Below are 16,394 nucleotides of genomic sequence, written 5' to 3'. Positions count from 1 at the left end.
TCGCGCACACGCCGCGAAGCACCGGACGTGATGGAGAAGCCATCACTCGTGATTGGAAGGTCGACTCACGTGATTGGAGGGTCGACACGACTCAGCCGGTCGTGATCCAGGTTTCGCCGAGTTCGGTTGTCGTGGCTTCGCCGCCCGTCAGGTCCGCGAGCCAGCTCTCGAAGGCCGGGGCTTCGCCCGGGGCCAGGCCGATCGAAAAGTGGGCCGAGGCGTCGAAGCGGGTCTCGTGGAGCAAGTACGGCGACGCGCGCAGGTCGTTCTCGAGCCGGCCCGCGCGGTCGTAGGCCACCGTCACCTCGACCAAGGTGAGACGCCGGTGTTCTAGTACACCAACCACTTCCAGCGCGTCCGAAACGGACTGACCGTACGCGCGGATCAGCCCGCCCGCCCCCAGCAGCACTCCGCCGAAGTAGCGCGTCACCACCGCGACGGTGTCGGTGAGCGAACGGCGGCGCAGGACCTCCAGCATCGGGATGCCCGCCGTGCCGGCCGGCTCGCCGTCGTCGCTCGAACGCTGGGTTCGCCCCTCCGGCCCCAGGATGAACGCGTGACAGTGGTGCCGTGCCCCCGGTTCGGCCCGCCGGCGGGCCGCGATGAACTCGCGCGCGGCCTCCTCCGACGTCACCGGAGCGAGCGCGCAGAGGAACCTCGAGCGCTTGATCTCGAGCTCACGGACTCCCGAACGAGCCACGGAGAGATAACGATCAGTCATCGGACGAGTCCGCCATGCAGCCAGCTTGCCACCCCGGCCCGGTGCCGCACCACCTGACCCAGACCACTTCGGACGGACGTTTCCGCAGGTCAGAGCCACCATAGACCGTGATACGGGAGGGATAGCCCGGCATATGGGACTACCCTGGGACACGTCAACGTAAGCGTGGCATTTCCCACCCGGGGACAACGACGTATGTCGATTACAGCGAATTCACACTATCGTCATAAGACCCGGCGAACCCGGGAGTAACACCGCGCGCTCCGGCTGACCCCCACCACAGTGGTCTGTCTGTGCGCGCTCGCAGGACCGACATGTTCGGCTGCCCAGCGTTGTGCGGCCTCCCAGATGACCCGCGTCCGGGCTCGCAGCCCGGCTGATAGCGCGCGGCATCTTGCACGAAACCAACGCGAACAACAGCAACTGTTCTCGACTGACCATCGCGGTACCGGACCACTTCGTTAACCGGTTCAGCTCGAACCACTCGATGGAGTGAGTACCGGTCGCGCCAACGCCTTGGGAGGCGGCCAGCCGTGACCCACCGTGCCAGTTCCCTGCCCCCCGCGGGGGAGCAGCTCAGCAGCGCCGAGGCCGAGGGCCTCTACCGGAGCGACTACGAACACGACGCCTGCGGTGTCGCCTTCGTCGCCGACCTGACCGGACGACGCGATCATGCGATCGTCGCCAAGGCCCTGGTCGCGTTGCGCAACCTGGAACATCGCGGGGCTCGGGGCGCCGAACCGGACACCGGCGACGGCGCCGGGCTGCTGATCCAGGTCCCCGACGAGTTCTACCGCGACGTCGTCGACTTCGAGCTGCCCGAGCCGGGCAGCTACGCCGTCGGCACCGCTTTCCTGCCGCAGGACGAAAAACGCCGCGGCCGGGCCATGACGACCATCGAGCGCATCGCCGCCGAAGAGGACATGCGCGTCCTCGGCTGGCGCGAGCTGCCGGTGCACACCGAGCACTGCGGGCCGACCGCGGCCGAGACCATGCCGCACTTCACGCAGCTGTTCCTCGCCGCGCGCCGCCCGAAGCCGGAGCACGCGGACCCGCTGCACATCGAGCGCAGCGCCTTCTGCGTCCGCAAGCGCGCGGAGCACGAGCTCGTCGACGACGACGTGTACTTCCCTTCGCTGTCCTCGCGCACCATCGTCTACAAAGGAATGCTCACCGAGCCCCAGGTCGAGCGGTTCTTCGCCGACCTCACCGACGAGCGCGTCACCAGCGCCGTCGGGCTGGTGCACTCCCGCTTCTCCACCAACACCTTCCCGTCGTGGCCGCTGGCGCACCCGTACCGGTACGTCGCGCACAACGGCGAGATCAACACCCTGCGCGGCAACCGCAACTGGATGGACGCCCGCGAGGCGCTGCTGGAGACCGACCTGGTCCCCGGCGACCTCAAGCGGATCTACCCGGTGATCACCCGCGGCGCCAGCGACTCGGCGAGCTTCGACGAGGTCCTGGAGCTGCTCCACCTCGGCGGCCGCTCGCTCCCCCACTCCGTGCTGATGATGATCCCGGAGGCCTGGGAGAACCACCAGGAGATGGACCCGGCGCGACGCGCGTTCTACGAGTTCCACTCGACGCTGATGGAGCCGTGGGACGGCCCGGCGCTCGTCGCCTTCACCGACGGCAGCCAGATCGGGGCGGTCCTCGACCGCAACGGCCTGCGCCCCGGCCGCTACTGGGTGACCGACGACGGCCTCGTCGTGCTGGCGTCGGAGGTCGGCGTGCTCGACATCGACCCGGCGACGATCGTCCGCAAGGGACGCCTCGAGCCCGGCCGCATGTTCCTCGTGGACACCGCCGAAGGCCGGATCATCGAGGACGAGGAGATCAAGACCGAGCTGGCCACCGAGCACCCGTACGACGAGTGGGTCGAGGCCGGGCTGCTCAACCTCGAAGACCTGCCGGAGCGCGACCGCGAAGTGCCGCTGCACGCCGCGCTCGTTCGCCGCCAGCAGGCGTTCGGCTACACCGAGGAGGAGCTCGAGGCCATCCTCGAGCCGATGGCCCGCACCGGCGCGGAGCCGATCGGCTCGATGGGCAACGACTCCCCCATCGCGACGCTCTCCAGCCGCCCGCGGCTGATCTTCGACTACTTCATCCAGCTGTTCGCCCAGGTGACGAACCCGCCGCTGGACGCCATCCGCGAGGAGCTCGTCACTGCGCTCGGCACGCAGATCGGCGCCGAGCCGAACCTCCTGGTCGGTGACGCCGCGAGCTGCCGCCGGATCGTGCTGCCCTTCCCGGTGCTCGACAACGACCAGCTGGCCAAGCTGGTGCACGTCAACGACGACGGCGACCTGCCGGAGTTCCAGGCTGTCACCGTCCTGGGCCGCTACAACGTCCACGGCGGCGGCGAAGCGCTGCTGCAGCGGCTCGACGAGATCCGCGCCGAGGTGTCCGAGGCGATCGAGGACGGCGCGCGGCTGATCGTGCTGTCCGACCGCGGGGTCGACGAGGACCACGCGCCGATCCCGTCGCTGCTGCTGACCGGCGCGGTGCACCACCACCTCGTCCGCGAGAAGACGCGCACGCAGGTCGGTCTCATCGTCGAGGCCGGCGACGCGCGCGAGGTGCACCACATCGCGCTGCTGATCGGCTACGGCGTCGCGGCGGTGAATCCGTACCTGGCGATGGCGACCGTCGAGGAGATGGCCCACCAGGGCCTGATCCCGGGTGTCACGCCGAAGGAAGCGACGTACAACCTGATCAAGGCGCTCGGCAAGGGCGTCCGCAAGACGATGTCGAAGATGGGTGTCTCGACCGTCGCGTCCTACACCGGCGCGCAGATCTTCGAGGCGATCGGGCTCGGCGACGAGGTCATCGACACCTGCTTCACCGGCACGACGTCCCGTCTCGGCGGCGTCGGCTTCGAGACGCTGGCCGACGAGGTCGCGAAGCGGCACACCTACGCCTTCCCGGCCGACGGCGTCCGCGCGACGCACCGCGAGCTGGAGACCGGCGCGGACTACCAGTGGCGCCGCGAAGGCGAGCCGCACCTGTTCAACCCGCAGACCGTGTTCAAGCTCCAGCACTCCACGCGGTCCGGGAAGTACGACATCTTCAAGGAGTACACGAAGTCCGTCGACGACCAGGCCGAGAAGCTGCTGACGCTGCGCGGGCTGTTCGACTTCAAGTACGGCAAGCGCGCGCCGGTGCCGATCGACGAGGTCGAGCCGGTTTCGGAGATCGTCAAGCGGTTCGCCACCGGCGCCATCTCCTACGGCTCGATCTCGATGGAGATGCACCAGACCCTCGCCATCGCGATGAACCGCCTCGGCGGCAAGTCGAACACCGGTGAGGGCGGCGAAGACGCGGAGCGCCTCTACGACCCGGAGCGCCGCTCCGCGGTCAAGCAGGTCGCTTCGGGTCGCTTCGGCGTCACGAGCGAGTACCTGGTCAACGCCGACGACATCCAGATCAAGATGGCGCAGGGCGCGAAGCCCGGCGAAGGCGGGCAGCTGCCCGGCGCGAAGGTGTACCCGTGGATCGCGAAGACACGGTTCTCGACGCCGGGCGTCGGCCTCATTTCCCCGCCGCCGCACCACGACATCTACTCGATCGAGGACCTGGCGCAGCTGATCCACGACCTCAAGAACGCCAACCCGAACGCGCGCATCCACGTGAAGCTCGTGTCCGAGGTCGGTGTCGGCACGGTCGCGGCCGGCGTTTCGAAGGCGCACGCCGACGTCGTGCTCATCTCGGGTCACGACGGCGGGACCGGCGCGTCGCCACTGTCGTCCATCAAGCACGCCGGTGGCCCGTGGGAGCTGGGCCTGGCCGAGACGCAGCAGACGCTGCTGGCCAACCGGCTGCGTGACCGGATCGTCGTGCAGACCGACGGCCAGCTCAAGACCGGCCGGGACGTCATCGTCGCGGCGCTGCTCGGCGCCGAGGAGTTCGGCTTCGCGACCGCGCCGCTGGTGGTGTCGGGCTGCATCATGATGCGTGTCTGCCACCTCGACACGTGTCCGGTGGGTGTCGCGACGCAGAACCCGAAGCTGCGCGAGAAGTTCAGCGGCAAGGCCGAGTACGTCGTCAACTTCTTCGAGTTCATCGCCCAGGAAGTGCGCGAGTACCTGGCGGAGCTCGGGTTCCGGTCGATCGCCGAGGCGGTCGGGCACGCCGAGTTCCTCGACAAGCGCAAGGCGATCGAGCACTGGAAGGCGGCCGGGCTCGACCTGTCGCCGATCTTCCACGTGCCCGACATGGCCCCGGCGGGCCTGCGCCTGCAGCAGACGCTGCAGGACCACGGCCTCGAAAAGGCGCTGGACAACACGCTGATCCAGCTGGCCGAAGGCGCCCTCAACTCGGGTGACAAGGTGCGGCTGGAACTCCCCGTCCGCAACGTGAACCGGACCGTCGGCACCATGCTCGGCTCCGAGCTCACCAAGCGGTGGGGCGGCGAAGGCCTGCCCGACGACACCATCGACGTCACCTTCACCGGGACCGCGGGCCAGTCGTTCGGCGCGTTCGTGCCGAAGGGCATCACGCTGCGGCTGATCGGTGACGGCAACGACTACGTCGGCAAGGGCCTTTCCGGCGGCCGGCTGATCGTGCGGCCGCCGAAGGAAGCGAAGTACGTCGCCGAAGACCACATCATCGCCGGCAACGTGATCGCCTACGGTGCGACCAGCGGCGAGATCTTCATCCGCGGCAAGGTCGGCGAACGGTTCTGCGTGCGCAACTCCGGCGCGCTGGCCGTCGTCGAAGGCGTCGGCGACCACGGCGGCGAGTACATGACCGGTGGCCGGATGGTCGTGCTCGGCCCGGTCGGGCGCAACTTCGCGGCCGGCATGTCCGGCGGCGTCGCCTACGTGCTGGACCTGCCCGCGCACCGCGTCAACCCGGAGATGGTCGACCTCGACCCGCTTGACTCCGAGGACGCCGACTTCCTGCGCGAAACGCTGGAAAAGCACTACGACGAAACGGAATCCGCGGTCGCGCGGGAGCTGCTGGCCGACTGGGACGCGGGTGTCGACCGCTTCGGGAAGGTCATGCCGAAGGACTACAAGCGCGTGCTCGCAGCGCAGGTTCAGGCCGAGCGCGACGGGCGTGACGTGAACGAGGCGATCATGGAGGCCGCACATGGCTGACCCCAAGGGCTTTCTGACCACCACCCGCGAAGAGCCGAAGCGGCGTCCGGTCGACCTGCGGCTGATGGACTGGCGCGAGGTCTACGAGGACTTCGCGTCGACGAAGCTGGAGAAGCAGGCCGGCCGCTGCATGGACTGCGGCATCCCGTTCTGTCACCAGGGCTGTCCGCTCGGGAACCTCATCCCCGAGTGGAACACGCTGGTGTGGCGGGAAGACTGGCAGCAGGCCATCGAACGGCTGCACGCCACGAACAACTTCCCGGAGTTCACCGGCACGCTGTGCCCGGCGCCGTGCGAAACCGCGTGCGTGCTCGGCATCAACGACGACCCGGTGACGATCAAGCGGGTCGAGATCTCCATCGTCGACCGCGCTTTCGAAGAGGGCTGGATCACGCCGCAGCCGCCTACTGCGAAGACGGGCAAGAAGGTCGCGGTCGTGGGCTCCGGCCCGTCGGGACTCGCCGCGGCGCAGCAGCTCACGCGCGCGGGCCACAGCGTCGTGGTCCTCGAGCGGGCCGACAAGATCGGCGGGCTGCTGCGCTACGGCATCCCCGAGTTCAAGATGGAGAAGTCCCGCCTCGACCGGCGCCTGGCGCAGATGGAAGCCGAGGGCACGGAGTTCCGGACCTCGGTGAACGTCGGGGTGGACATCTCGGCGGCCGAGCTGCAGTCGTCGTACGACGCGGTCGTGCTCGCGGGCGGCGCGACCGACTGGCGCGACCTGCCGATCGACGGCCGGGAGCTGGCCGGCATCCACCAGGCCATGGAGTTCCTGCCGCCGGCCAACCGGGTCGCTGCGGGCGAGCTTTCCGAGTCGCCCTACTCCGCCGCCGGGCTGGACGTCGTCGTGATCGGTGGCGGTGACACCGGCGCGGACTGCGTCGGGACGTCCCACCGCCAGGGAGCGCGTTCGGTGACGCAGCTGGAGATCATGCCGAAGCCGCCGGAGGCGCGTTCGGACGCCCACCCGTGGCCGACCTACCCGATGATCTACCGGGTGTCCTCGGCGCACGAAGAGGGCGGCGAGCGGCTGTACGCGGTGAACACGCAGGAGTTCCTGGCCGACTCCGACGGCCGGGTGCGAGCGCTGAAGCTGGTCGAGGTGCGCAACGAGGGTGGCAAGTTCGTCCCCGTCGAGGGCACCGAACGCGAGCTGCCGGCGCAGCTCGTGCTGCTGGCCATGGGCTTCCTCGGGCCGCAGAAGAAGGGCCTGATCGAGGACCTGGGTGTCGAGCTGGACCAGCGTGGCAACGTGGCCCGCGACAAGGCGTTCAAGACGAGCCTCGACAACGTGTTCGTGGCCGGTGACATGGGCCGCGGCCAGTCCCTGATCGTCTGGGCGATCGCCGAGGGCCGCAGCGCCGCGGCCGGTGTGGACGCCTACCTGACCGGGCGGGACGTCCTGCCCGCCCCGATCGCGCCGACGGACCGGCCGATCGCGTGAGTGCCCGGCGTCGGCGGAGGTGCCACTGTCGTCACCTCCGCCGGCGCTGATCCAAACCCGGTGTTCAGTCCAGGCAGAACTCGTTGCCTTCGACGTCGAGCATCGTGATGCAGGATTCGTTCTCTTCGTCGGCGTACTGCGTCTGGAAGTGGGTCGCGCCGAGCGCGATCAGCCTGTCCTGCTCCGCTTCGAGCGCGGCGAGGCGTTCCGCGCCGACGAGCCCGGTGCCGGCCCGCACGTCGAGGTGCACCCGGTTCTTGACGACCTTGCCCTCGGGCACGCGCTGGAAGTACAGCCGCGGCCCTGCCCCGTCCGGATCCTGCGCGACGAACGACGCGCCCCGGCGCTCCGGCGGCAGCGTGCGCTCGTAGTCACCCCAGCTCGCGAAGCCCTCGGGCGGCGGCGGCACGACGTACCCCAGCACCTCGCACCAGAAGCGGGCGACGCGCTCGGGCTCCGCGCAGTCGAACGTGATCTGTACCTGCCTGACCGACCCCATCGGCCCAGCCTAGTGGACGGGTCCCGCCGGACGATTTCCCGTTCAACTTAATCTTTCGTGTGAATCCCCGGATTCGGTGGCACGCGCGGCCCGGGTCCCGGCAATCTGGCTCCAAGGGGGCACGGCCGGCGAAGGGGGCTTCGGTGCGGCCGTGCACCGCCGCGAGGCGGGTTTTTTTACACGGGAGGGGACCCGAAGATGAGTGTCGATCTGTCCACCACGCTGTCCTGGACCACCGCGACCGGCGACGCCGAAACCATGCTGGGCGAACTGCAGCCGAACATTCTTAAGGCGCACGTTCGCGACCACCTTTCCGCGTTGTTCCTCGCTTTCGGGGACGCCGCGCAGGCGCGTGCCTTCCTGGTCGCGCTCACCGGGAAGATGAAGTCCGCGCGGACGCACCTCGACGAGGTCGGCGCGTTCAAGACCGGCGTCGGCGCGGGCACGCCGTACGTCGGCGCCGGGCTCACCGCGGCCGGCTACCGCGCCCTCGGGGTCGAGAACTTCCCTCAGGACGAGGCTTTCCTGCGCGGGATGGCGGCGCCGGCCACGCGACAGAAGCTGGCCGATCCGCCGCGTTCGACGTTCGATCCGGGCTACCGCGGCGAAATCCACGCGGTCGTGCTCATCGGCGACGCCACCGACAAGGCGATGACCGCGCGGCGCAACGAAGTTCTCGGCCTGCTGCCGGACTCGGTCACGGTGCTGGCCGAGGAAACCGGCCTCGGGAGGGTCAACGCGCGCGGCGAGGGCATCGAGCACTTCGGGTACGTCGACGGCCGCAGCCAGCCGTTGTTCCTCACCGAAGACGTCGACGCGGAAAAGAACAACACCGACGGCATCAACGTGTGGAACCCGGCGGCCCCGCTGTCGCAGGTATTGGTGCCGGACACCGCGGCGCCGGATCCGGCCGTCCATTTCGGGAGCTACCTCGTTTTCCGCAAGCTCGAACAGAACGTCCGGCGGTTCAAGCAGGCCGAAGCGGATCTGGCCGACACGCTCGGCCTGACCGGCGAGGACCGGGAACGGGCCGGGGCGATGATCGTCGGCCGGTTCGAGGACGGCACCCCGCTGACGACCCAGCGCGAGGACGGCGCGGAAAGCCCGGTGTCGAACAACTTCACCTACGAAAGCGACCGCGCGGCGCTGAAGTGCCCGTTCCAGGCACACATCCGCAAGACGAACCCGCGGGGCTCCGGCGGCGCCGAGGAGCCGCCGGCCGAACGCCTGCACCTGATGGCCCGCCGCGGCGTCACCTACGGCGAGCGCCCGGACGACCCGAACGCCGACCTCCCGCCCGCGGCACGCCCGAGCGGTGGGGTGGGGCTGTTGTTCATGGCGTTCAACTCGGTGCTGGACAACCAGTTCGAGTTCACCCAGGCGGTCTGGGCGGACAACCCGGGCTTCCCGATCGTCGAGGACGTCACGCCGGGCCTGGACCCGGTGATCGGCCAAGGCGAGCGCGCCGCGTCGGACTACGCGGTCGACTGGGGCGGCTCGGCCCGGCGCACGGCGGACCCGGTGCCCCAGGCGGTGACGCTGCGCGGCGGCGAGTACTTCTTCGTGCCGTCGCTGGCGTTCCTGCGGGCCCTCTAGCCGGGGGGAGGCGGCCGGGAACGATCTGGGGGGTCGTTCCCGGCCGTCGGTCAGGCTTCGAGCAGGTCCAGCGCGAGCAACCCGGCGCCGAGCCGGCCGGCCTCGTCGCCCAGCTTCGCGATCCGCAGCTCCGGCATCCGCTGGAACGTCAGGTGCGCCTCGAGCCACTCCCGCACCGGCTCGAGCACGTAGTCGGCCGCGGTGAACAACCCGCCGCCGAGCACGATCACTTCCGGGCCCAGCAGCGTCAGCAGCGTGCGGATGCCGTGGCCGAGGCCGTCGAGGGCGTCCTGGACCACCGCGACCGCGACCTCGTCGCCGTGGCGGGCCAGCTCGACCACCTCGCGGGCGCCGTCGGCCGCGCGGCCGGTGCGCTCGGTGTAGCGGCGGGCGATCGCGGCCGCCGACGAGATCGCCTCCAGGCAGCCGGTCGCACCGCAGCCGCACTTGCCAGGGTGGCCGACGTCGATGTGCCCGACCTCGCCGGCCTGGCCGTGCGCGCGGTGGATCCGGCCGTCGAGCAGCAGCGCGGCCGCGATCCCGGTGCCGACCGGGATGAACGCGGCGTTCGTCGCGCCCTGGCCGGCGCCGACCCGGAACTCGGCGATGCCGCCCGCGGTGACGTCGTGCCCGAACGCCACCGGCAGTCCGAGCCGCGCCTCCAGGAGCTCACCGAAGGGGACTTCGCGCCAGTCGAGGTTGGCCGAGAAGTGGCAGACGCGGGTCTGTTCGTCCACGATCCCCGGCACCACCACCCCGACGGCCGAGGGCAGCCCGGTGCCGGCCTGCTCGGCCAGCGCGGCTGTGATGTCCGCGACCTGCGCGGCCAGCGCCGTGCCGTCCGCGCTGCGTGCCGTCTCCGCGCGCAGCGTCGCCTGGGGCTGCAGCTGCTCGTCGAGCAACGCCGCCTTGATCGTCGTCCCGCCCACGTCGAGGGCGGCCACCATTCGAGTCACCGCGGCATTGTCACATTGACGGGCCCCGAACGGCGGACCTACGCTCAACCGGCCAGACGAGGAGATTCCGGAACGCGGTGCAAGTCCGCGCGGTCGCGCCACTGTGACCCCCGCCAGGGGGAAGCCAGACCCGGATCCCTTCGTGCAGTCCCCGATGAGGCCGCGAAAGCCCGAGGAGGCCACCCCATGACCCACACGGCAGCTCCCGCCGTTCCGCTCCCGATCCGCATCCCGATCCGTGAGATCGTGCCGTGGGCGGTGTTCGTGGTGCTCCTGGCCCTGATCGCGCTGTACTTCGTGAGCGCCGAGCAGGGCGCGACGGCGGTGTTCGCGAATATGTACGTCCACGAGTTCGTGCACGACGGCCGGCACCTGCTGGCCTTCCCCTGCCACTGATCGGCAGGCACGCACTCCCATGATGAAGACCTTGCTGGTCCGCGGCATGCTCGCGGGCCTGATCGCCGGCGTGCTCGCGTTCGGGTTCGCCTACGCCTTCGGTGAGCCGTCGGTGAACACCGCCATCGGCCTCGAGGAGTCCGGCGGCCACTCGCATTCGCACGACGCCGGCGCCGCGCCCGCCGAAGAGCACGAAGAGGAGCTGGTCCCCCGGGACATCCAGAGCACGCTCGGGCTGCTCACCGGGGTCCTGGTGTACGCGGTCGCGATCGGCGGCCTGCTCTCGCTGGCCTTCGCGTTCGCCCAAGGCCGCCTCGGCGCGTTGCGTCCCCGGGTGACGGCGTTGCTGCTCACCGGCGGCGCGTTCGCCGTGGTGTTCCTGATCCCGTTCCTGAAGTACCCGGCCAACCCGCCGGCGGTGGGCCAGCCGGGCACGATCGGCTCGCGCACCGAGCTGTACTTCGGGTTCGTCGCGGTGTCCCTGCTCGCGGGCATCCTGGCGACGGTGTTCGGCCGCAAGCTGGCCGACCGCTTCGGTGCCTGGAACGGCTTCCTCCTCGCGGCGGCGGGCTACCTCGTGGTGGTCGGGGTGGTGGCCTGGCTGATGCCGGTGGTAGACGAGGTCCCGGCGGAGTTCCCGGCCTCGACGCTCTGGAGCTTCCGCACCGCTTCGATCGGCACCCAGGTGACGCTGTGGCTGGCGCTGGGGCTGGCCTTCGGGGCCTTGGCGGAGAAGTCGTTGACGAAGAAGGCCGCGGCCGTGTCGGCCTGACCGAATCGTTAGCCCATCGTCCGGTTCGCCCCCTTTAGGATTCCCTCCTGGGGATCCGAGGGGGCAACCGTGACCGAACCTGACGACGTCAAGCGCGACAGCCTCGCCATGCCGGCGCTGATCACCGGCCTGCTGGGCTTCCTCGGGATCACCGCGGCGCTGGGGCTGGTCTTCGGCACCATCGCGCTGGTCCGCACCCGCGAGATCGGCCAGGCCGGCCGCGGCCTGGCCATCGGCGGGATCGTGGCCGCGGCCGCCTGGATCGCCGTGCTGTCGTCCTTGCCCTTCCTGCTGTTCACCGGCAGCGTGCTGAGCGCGTCGAACGCGCCGATCGCCGTGCTCGAGGTGGACAACTGCTACAACACGGCGCGCCCCGGCGCCGACGCCGCGCGGGTGCCGTGCGAGGGCGAGCACGACGGCGTCGTGCTGGACGCCTACACGATGACCAAGGTCGCCTACCCCGGTGAACGAGTGGCCCGGGCCGACGCTCAGCGTGGCTGCGAGGACCGGCTGGCGAGCCGGTTCACCGGTGAGCTCCCGCCGGACCTGGAGATCGTCGGCTACCCGCCGACCGAAGCTTCCTGGATAGCCGGGAAGCAGCTCGCCGTGTGCGGGCTGCAGTCACGTTCCGGACCGCTGTTCGGGCCGTTGCCGCACTAAGGCGCGCCCGGCGGGACGAACGGCAGGTCCTTCGGCGCGCCCCGCTCCAGCAGGGCGCTCAGGACAGCCCCGTCGAGGTGCTCGTCGACGGCGTCGGCCAGCTTCTCCAGCATCCGCTCGCGCAGCTCACCGAACCCCGGGGCGTCCTGGGCCGGGACCCACGACGTCCCGGCCTGCGCCGCCACCTCGGTGAGCCAGGCGCGGCGGAACGCGTCGTTCTCGAACGCGCCGTGCCACATCGTGCCCCAGACCGCACCGGCGCGGACACCGTCCAAGAAGGACTCCAGCGACGCCTCGGCCGTCACCGAGCCGTGGTGGATCTCGTAGGCCGCCACCGGGTTTCCCCGCCACTCGCCGGCCGGGCGGTCGAGCACCTTCTCGGCGGCGAACGTCACCCGGGCCGGCAGCAGGCCGAGCCCGCGGACCGTCCCGGCGCCGGACTCGACGTCGTCCACAATGGACTCGGCGAGCATCTGGTAGCCGCCGCAGATGCCGAGCACCGGGCGACCTGCCTCAGCGCGGCCTTCGACGGCGCGATCGAGGCCGCGGTCACGCAGCCAAGCCAGGTCGTCGACGGTCGCCCGCGAGCCGGGCAGCACGACGACGTCGGCCGCCGCGACGGTGTCGGGGTCGGCGGTGAGCGTCACGGTGACGCCGGGTTCGGCGGCGAGGGCGTCGACGTCGGTGGCGTTGGACGCGCGCGGGAACCGGACCACGGCCACGTGCAGCCCGCCGCCGTGGGTCTCACGGCGCCAGCCCGCCGCGGCGAGGGCGTCCTCGGAGTCGATCCAGACGCGGTCCAGCCACGGCAGCACACCCAGCACCGGCCGGCCGGTCACCTTCTCGAGGCTGTCGAGGCCCGGGCGCAGCAGGCCGACGTCGCCGCGGAACTTGTTGACCACCCAGCCCGCGACGAGCGCCTGGTCTTCGGCGGAGAGCAGCGCGAGGGTGCCGAACATGGCGGCGAGCACCCCGCCGCGGTCGATGTCGCCGACGACGAGCACCGGCAGCCCGAACCGCCGCGCGAGCCCCATGTTGACGTAGTCGCCGCCGCGCAGGTTGATCTCGGCGGGACTGCCGGCGCCTTCGCACACGACGACGTCGAAGCGTGAGCTGAGGTCTTCGTAGGCGGCGAAGGCGATCTCGGCGAGCCCGGCGCGGCCGGTGGCGTACTCGCCGGCTTCGAGGGTGCCGAAGGGCTTCCCGAGCGCGACGACGTGACTGCGCCGATCGCTGCCGGGCTTGAGCAGCACGGGATTCATCGCGGCTTCGGGTTCGGCCCGGGCGGCACGCGCCTGCAGCCACTGCGCGCGCCCGATCTCGGCGCCGTCGGCGCAGACCATGGAGTTGTTGGACATGTTCTGCGCCTTGAACGGCGCGACCCGCACCCCGCGGCGCGCGAGCCACCGGCAGAGCCCGGCCGTGACGAGGCTCTTGCCGGCGTCGGACGTCGTCCCGGCGACGAGCAGGCCGCTCATCGGGCCACCGCCGCCGCGGCGACGACCGCCGCCAGCCCCACCAGCCGCGACAGCCGCACCGCGCGTCGCAGGTCCACCGGCTCCGGGTCCCGGCCTTCCCCGAGCCGGGCGCGGCTTTCCACCTCGCCGCCGTAGCTGTTCGTGCCGCCGAGGCGGATGTCCAGCGCCCCGGCGAAGGCGGCCTCGACCTGGCCCGCGTTCGGGCTGGGGTGCCGCGAGCCGTCCCGGCGCCAGATCCGCCACGCGCTCCGCGCGCCCCCGCCGGCACACGCCGCCGTGAGCACGGCTCCGAGCCGCGACGGCACCAGGTTGGCCAGGTCGTCGGCGCGGGCGGCGGCCCAGCCGAAGTTCCGGTACCGCGGCGACCGGTAGCCGACCATCGCGTCGAGGGTGTTCAAGGCGCGGTAGCCGAGCAGGCCGGGCAGCCCCGCGACCGCGCCCCAGAACAGCGGCGCGACGACGGCGTCCGACGTGTTCTCGGCGATCGATTCGGTCGCCGCGCGGGTCAGCTCGGCCGAGTCGAGCGTCGTCGCGTCGCGCGCGCAGAGGTGCGAGAGCCGCGTACGCGCCGAGGGGACGTCGCCCGCTTCGAGCAGCTTCGCCATTTCGGCGCCTTCGCGGGCGAGGCCGCGGCCGCCGAGCACGGCCCACGTGGACGCGGCCGTGAGCGCGAAGCGTGCGAAGGGGCGACGCCGCGTCGCCGCCTGAAGTGCGACGCCGAGGCCGACAGCGCTGAAGGTGCACAACCCCGCGTACGCGACTCCGCGCGGCTTCGAGTCCGCCCACATCCGACGTTCGAGGCGCGCGGCCGCCGTGCCGAAGACCGCGACCGGATGCCCCCGACGAGGGTCACCGAACAGAGTGTCGGCGGCATATCCGGTAACGAGTCCGGCAGCGGTTGTCCCTAGACGGAGTGGCACGTGGCGCACGGTAGCGCGTGCACCACAATGCCGGGTATGACTGTGCCCAATGCCGCCTCCGCTGGGAAGAAAACGTCGGCGGGGCTGACCCACCGGCTCGCCGGCTTCCTCGAGACCCTCGCGCGCGCCATGCGCCGCAACGACGGCAAGGTGCTGGTCCTCGGTGGCGTCCGCTCGGGGAAGTCACGGCACGCCGAGCGGCTCGTCGCCCGTCACCCGCACCTCGTCTACGTCGCACCCGGCCTGCCCCCCGGCGACGACGACCCCGAGTGGGCCGCGCGCGTCGCCGCCCACCAGGCGCGGCGGCCGGCGCACTGGAAGACCGTCGAGACCACGGACCTGGCCGGCACCCTGCGCAAGGCGACCGAGCCGCTGCTGATCGACTGCCTCGGCACCTGGCTGTCGCGGGTGCTCGACGAGGTCGGCGCGTGGCAGGGCAAGCGCGGCTGGGAGCACCGGCTCGACGACCGGCTCGAGGAGTTCCTCGCCGCCTGGGCCGCCGCGCGGGTGCCGGTGGTCGCGGTCAGCAACGAAGTCGGCAGCGGTGTGGTGCCCGCAACGTCGTCCGGACGGCTGTTCCGTGATGTGCTGGGCGCACTCAACAACCGGGTGTCCGCCGACGCCGACCGGGTCGTGCTGGTCGTCGCGGGCCGGACGCTCGACCTGTAGCCCGGAGGCGCCCGTGTTCGACGTACCCGTGCCCGACCCCACCGCCCGCGCCACCGCGCTGGAGCGGCTCGACGGCCTGGTCAAGCCGCTCGGCGCGCTGGGCAGGCTCGAAGAGATCGCCGCTTGGCTGTCCGCGGCGCACGGGAGCGTCCCGCCACGCCCCCTGGAGGACGTGCGGGTGGTCGTCTTCGCGGGCGACCACGGCGTGTCGGCGCTCTCGGCGTACCCGCGCGAGGTGACCGCGGCGATGGTGCGCGTGTTCCTGGCCGGCAAGAGCGGCGTGAACGTGCTGGCCGCGCAGGTGGGCGCCAAGGTGCGCGTGGCGGACCTGGGCGTCGACTGGGACGGCGCGGACATCCCGCCCGCGGTCACGGCGCACAAGATCCGCCGCGGCTCGGGCTCGATCGACGTCGAGGACGCACTGGCGCCCGGCGAGGCACGGGCGGCGTTCGAGGCGGGCCGCGCGATCGCGCTGGAGGAGCGTGCCGCCGACGTGCTGATCCCGGGCGACATGGGCATCGGCAACACGGCGATGTGCGCGGCACTGGTGGCGGCGTCGCTGGGCCTGCCGGCGGCGGAGGCGGTCGGCACGGGAACGGGCGTCGACGAGGCGGGCCTGACCCGCAAGACGGCGGCGATCGAGGCGGCGCTGACCCGGACGGCGGGCCGCACGGAGGACCCGTTCGAGCGCCTGACGGCCCTGGGCAGCGCGTGCGTGGCGGCGGCGACGGGCTTCCTGGTCCAGGCATCGGTGCTGGGCATCCCGGTGCTGCTGGACGGCGTGTTTTCGGGAGCGGCGGCGCTGGTCGCGCGCGACATCGCCCCGGGGGCGGAGCAGTGGTGGCTGGCCGGCCACCGCTCGACGGAGCCTTCGCAGGCGTTCGCGCTCAAGGCGCTGGGGCTGGAGCCGATCCTGGACCTCGGGCTGCGGCTCGGGGAAGGGAGCGGAGCGGTCCAGGCGGTCCCGACGCTGCGGGCGGCGCAGGCGATCCTGGCGGGGATGGGCCTGCTGGCGGACCTGACGTGAGTGCCGAGTCGCGGTGCCACCCGATCCTGCCTGGCTTCGGTCCGGCAGGCGCCACCGCCGGCGGGGCTCGCGGCGACGACATGAATGAGCCATTCACTACACGGCGGCCCGGCACTGACGTGAGCGAGCGCCCCGAGCGCCCCAATGTGGC

13 protein-coding genes are annotated in these 16,394 nt (G+C 71.3%); 8 read left to right on the top strand and 5 right to left on the bottom strand.

Annotation, left to right across the window (positions count from 1 at the left end; translation table 11 throughout):
• Positions 1-91: 91 nt before the first annotated feature.
• Complete coding sequence (locus M8542_RS39075) at positions 92-721, bottom strand: YigZ family protein (RefSeq protein ID WP_257925402.1); 630 nt, start codon at positions 719-721, stop codon at positions 92-94.
• A gap of 533 nt (positions 722-1,254) precedes the next feature.
• On the opposite strand from M8542_RS39075, the gene gltB reads away from it, so the two are divergent.
• Positions 1,255-5,826 carry a glutamate synthase large subunit gene (gene gltB / locus M8542_RS39070; protein WP_257925401.1) on the top strand — a complete coding sequence of 1,524 codons (4,572 nt, stop codon included), beginning with the start codon at positions 1,255-1,257 and terminating at the stop codon, positions 5,824-5,826.
• Complete coding sequence (locus M8542_RS39065; RefSeq protein ID WP_257925400.1) at positions 5,819-7,270, top strand: glutamate synthase subunit beta; 1,452 nt, start codon at positions 5,819-5,821, stop codon at positions 7,268-7,270. Before gltB ends, M8542_RS39065 begins: the two co-directional genes overlap by 8 nt.
• Positions 7,271-7,334: 64 nt before the next feature.
• Here the strand turns inward: M8542_RS39065 and M8542_RS39060 are convergent, their stop codons facing one another.
• Complete coding sequence (locus tag M8542_RS39060; RefSeq protein ID WP_257925399.1) at positions 7,335-7,769, bottom strand: VOC family protein; 435 nt, start codon at positions 7,767-7,769, stop codon at positions 7,335-7,337.
• Positions 7,770-7,967: 198 nt separating this feature from the next.
• On the opposite strand from M8542_RS39060, the gene M8542_RS39055 reads away from it, so the two are divergent.
• Positions 7,968-9,365, top strand: a complete 1,398-nt coding sequence (locus M8542_RS39055) for a Dyp-type peroxidase (RefSeq protein WP_257925398.1) — start codon at positions 7,968-7,970, stop codon at positions 9,363-9,365.
• A 50-nt stretch (positions 9,366-9,415) separates the two neighbouring features.
• On the opposite strand, the gene M8542_RS39050 is transcribed toward M8542_RS39055, so the two are convergent.
• Positions 9,416-10,312 carry an ROK family protein gene (locus M8542_RS39050; RefSeq protein WP_257925495.1) on the bottom strand — a complete coding sequence of 299 codons (897 nt, stop codon included), beginning with the start codon at positions 10,310-10,312 and terminating at the stop codon, positions 9,416-9,418.
• A gap of 195 nt (positions 10,313-10,507) precedes the next feature.
• Between M8542_RS39050 and M8542_RS39045 the strand changes: the two genes are divergently transcribed.
• The 3 genes from M8542_RS39045 (at position 10,508) to M8542_RS39035 (ending at position 12,149) form a co-directional block, all read left to right on the top strand.
• Positions 10,508-10,717: a CbtB domain-containing protein gene (locus M8542_RS39045; protein ID WP_257925397.1), complete on the top strand. Its 210-nt coding sequence runs from the start codon at positions 10,508-10,510 to the stop codon at positions 10,715-10,717.
• A gap of 19 nt (positions 10,718-10,736) precedes the next feature.
• Positions 10,737-11,489 (top strand): CbtA family protein, encoded by a 753-nt coding sequence (locus tag M8542_RS39040; RefSeq protein ID WP_257925396.1) that lies wholly within the window; start codon positions 10,737-10,739, stop codon positions 11,487-11,489.
• A gap of 69 nt (positions 11,490-11,558) precedes the next feature.
• Positions 11,559-12,149, top strand: a complete 591-nt coding sequence (locus M8542_RS39035; protein WP_257925395.1) for a DUF4190 domain-containing protein — start codon at positions 11,559-11,561, stop codon at positions 12,147-12,149.
• Here M8542_RS39035 and M8542_RS39030 read toward each other — a convergent pair.
• Both M8542_RS39030 and M8542_RS39025 read right to left on the bottom strand, forming a co-directional pair.
• Positions 12,146-13,627, bottom strand: coding sequence for a cobyric acid synthase (locus M8542_RS39030; protein WP_257925394.1), 1,482 nt, complete (start codon positions 13,625-13,627; stop codon positions 12,146-12,148). The two genes, M8542_RS39035 and M8542_RS39030, sit on opposite strands and share 4 nt — an antisense overlap.
• The gene (locus M8542_RS39025) at positions 13,624-14,547 is read right to left on the bottom strand and encodes a cobalamin biosynthesis protein (RefSeq protein ID WP_257925393.1); all 924 of its coding nucleotides are present in this window, start codon (positions 14,545-14,547) and stop codon (positions 13,624-13,626) included. Before M8542_RS39025 ends, M8542_RS39030 begins: the two co-directional genes overlap by 4 nt.
• Before the next feature lie 36 nt (positions 14,548-14,583).
• Between M8542_RS39025 and M8542_RS39020 the strand changes: the two genes are divergently transcribed.
• Both M8542_RS39020 and cobT read left to right on the top strand, forming a co-directional pair.
• Positions 14,584-15,216: a bifunctional adenosylcobinamide kinase/adenosylcobinamide-phosphate guanylyltransferase gene (locus tag M8542_RS39020; RefSeq protein ID WP_257925392.1), complete on the top strand. Its 633-nt coding sequence runs from the start codon at positions 14,584-14,586 to the stop codon at positions 15,214-15,216.
• 13 nt (positions 15,217-15,229) lie between these two features.
• A complete protein-coding gene (cobT, locus tag M8542_RS39015; protein WP_257925391.1) occupies positions 15,230-16,243 on the top strand; it encodes a nicotinate-nucleotide--dimethylbenzimidazole phosphoribosyltransferase in 1,014 nt (337 codons plus the stop codon).
• The last annotated feature ends 151 nt before the right edge of the window (positions 16,244-16,394 follow it).

It is taken from the genome of Amycolatopsis iheyensis (genome assembly GCF_024703995.1).
In the GTDB taxonomy this organism is placed as follows: Bacteria; Actinomycetota; Actinomycetes; order Mycobacteriales; family Pseudonocardiaceae; genus Amycolatopsis; species Amycolatopsis iheyensis.
The sequence above is the reverse complement of the archived record's forward strand: the minus strand, read 5'-3'. Positions and strand labels throughout refer to the sequence as shown.

What these genes read in the sequence shown, in the direction of transcription:
- M8542_RS39075 (WP_257925402.1), bottom strand. Translation starts at nt 721, where the DNA reads ATGACTGATCGTTATCTCTCCGTGGCTCGTTCGGGAGTCCGTGAGCTC.
- M8542_RS39065 (WP_257925400.1), top strand. Translation starts at nt 5,819, where the DNA reads ATGGCTGACCCCAAGGGCTTTCTGACCACCACCCGCGAAGAGCCGAAG.
- M8542_RS39040 (WP_257925396.1), top strand. Translation starts at nt 10,737, where the DNA reads ATGATGAAGACCTTGCTGGTCCGCGGCATGCTCGCGGGCCTGATCGCC.
- M8542_RS39050 (WP_257925495.1), bottom strand. Translation starts at nt 10,312, where the DNA reads ATGGTGGCCGCCCTCGACGTGGGCGGGACGACGATCAAGGCGGCGTTG.
- M8542_RS39020 (WP_257925392.1), top strand. Translation starts at nt 14,584, where the DNA reads ATGACTGTGCCCAATGCCGCCTCCGCTGGGAAGAAAACGTCGGCGGGG.
- M8542_RS39045 (WP_257925397.1), top strand. Translation starts at nt 10,508, where the DNA reads ATGACCCACACGGCAGCTCCCGCCGTTCCGCTCCCGATCCGCATCCCG.
- M8542_RS39055 (WP_257925398.1), top strand. Translation starts at nt 7,968, where the DNA reads ATGAGTGTCGATCTGTCCACCACGCTGTCCTGGACCACCGCGACCGGC.
- M8542_RS39030 (WP_257925394.1), bottom strand. Translation starts at nt 13,627, where the DNA reads ATGAGCGGCCTGCTCGTCGCCGGGACGACGTCCGACGCCGGCAAGAGC.
- M8542_RS39060 (WP_257925399.1), bottom strand. Translation starts at nt 7,769, where the DNA reads ATGGGGTCGGTCAGGCAGGTACAGATCACGTTCGACTGCGCGGAGCCC.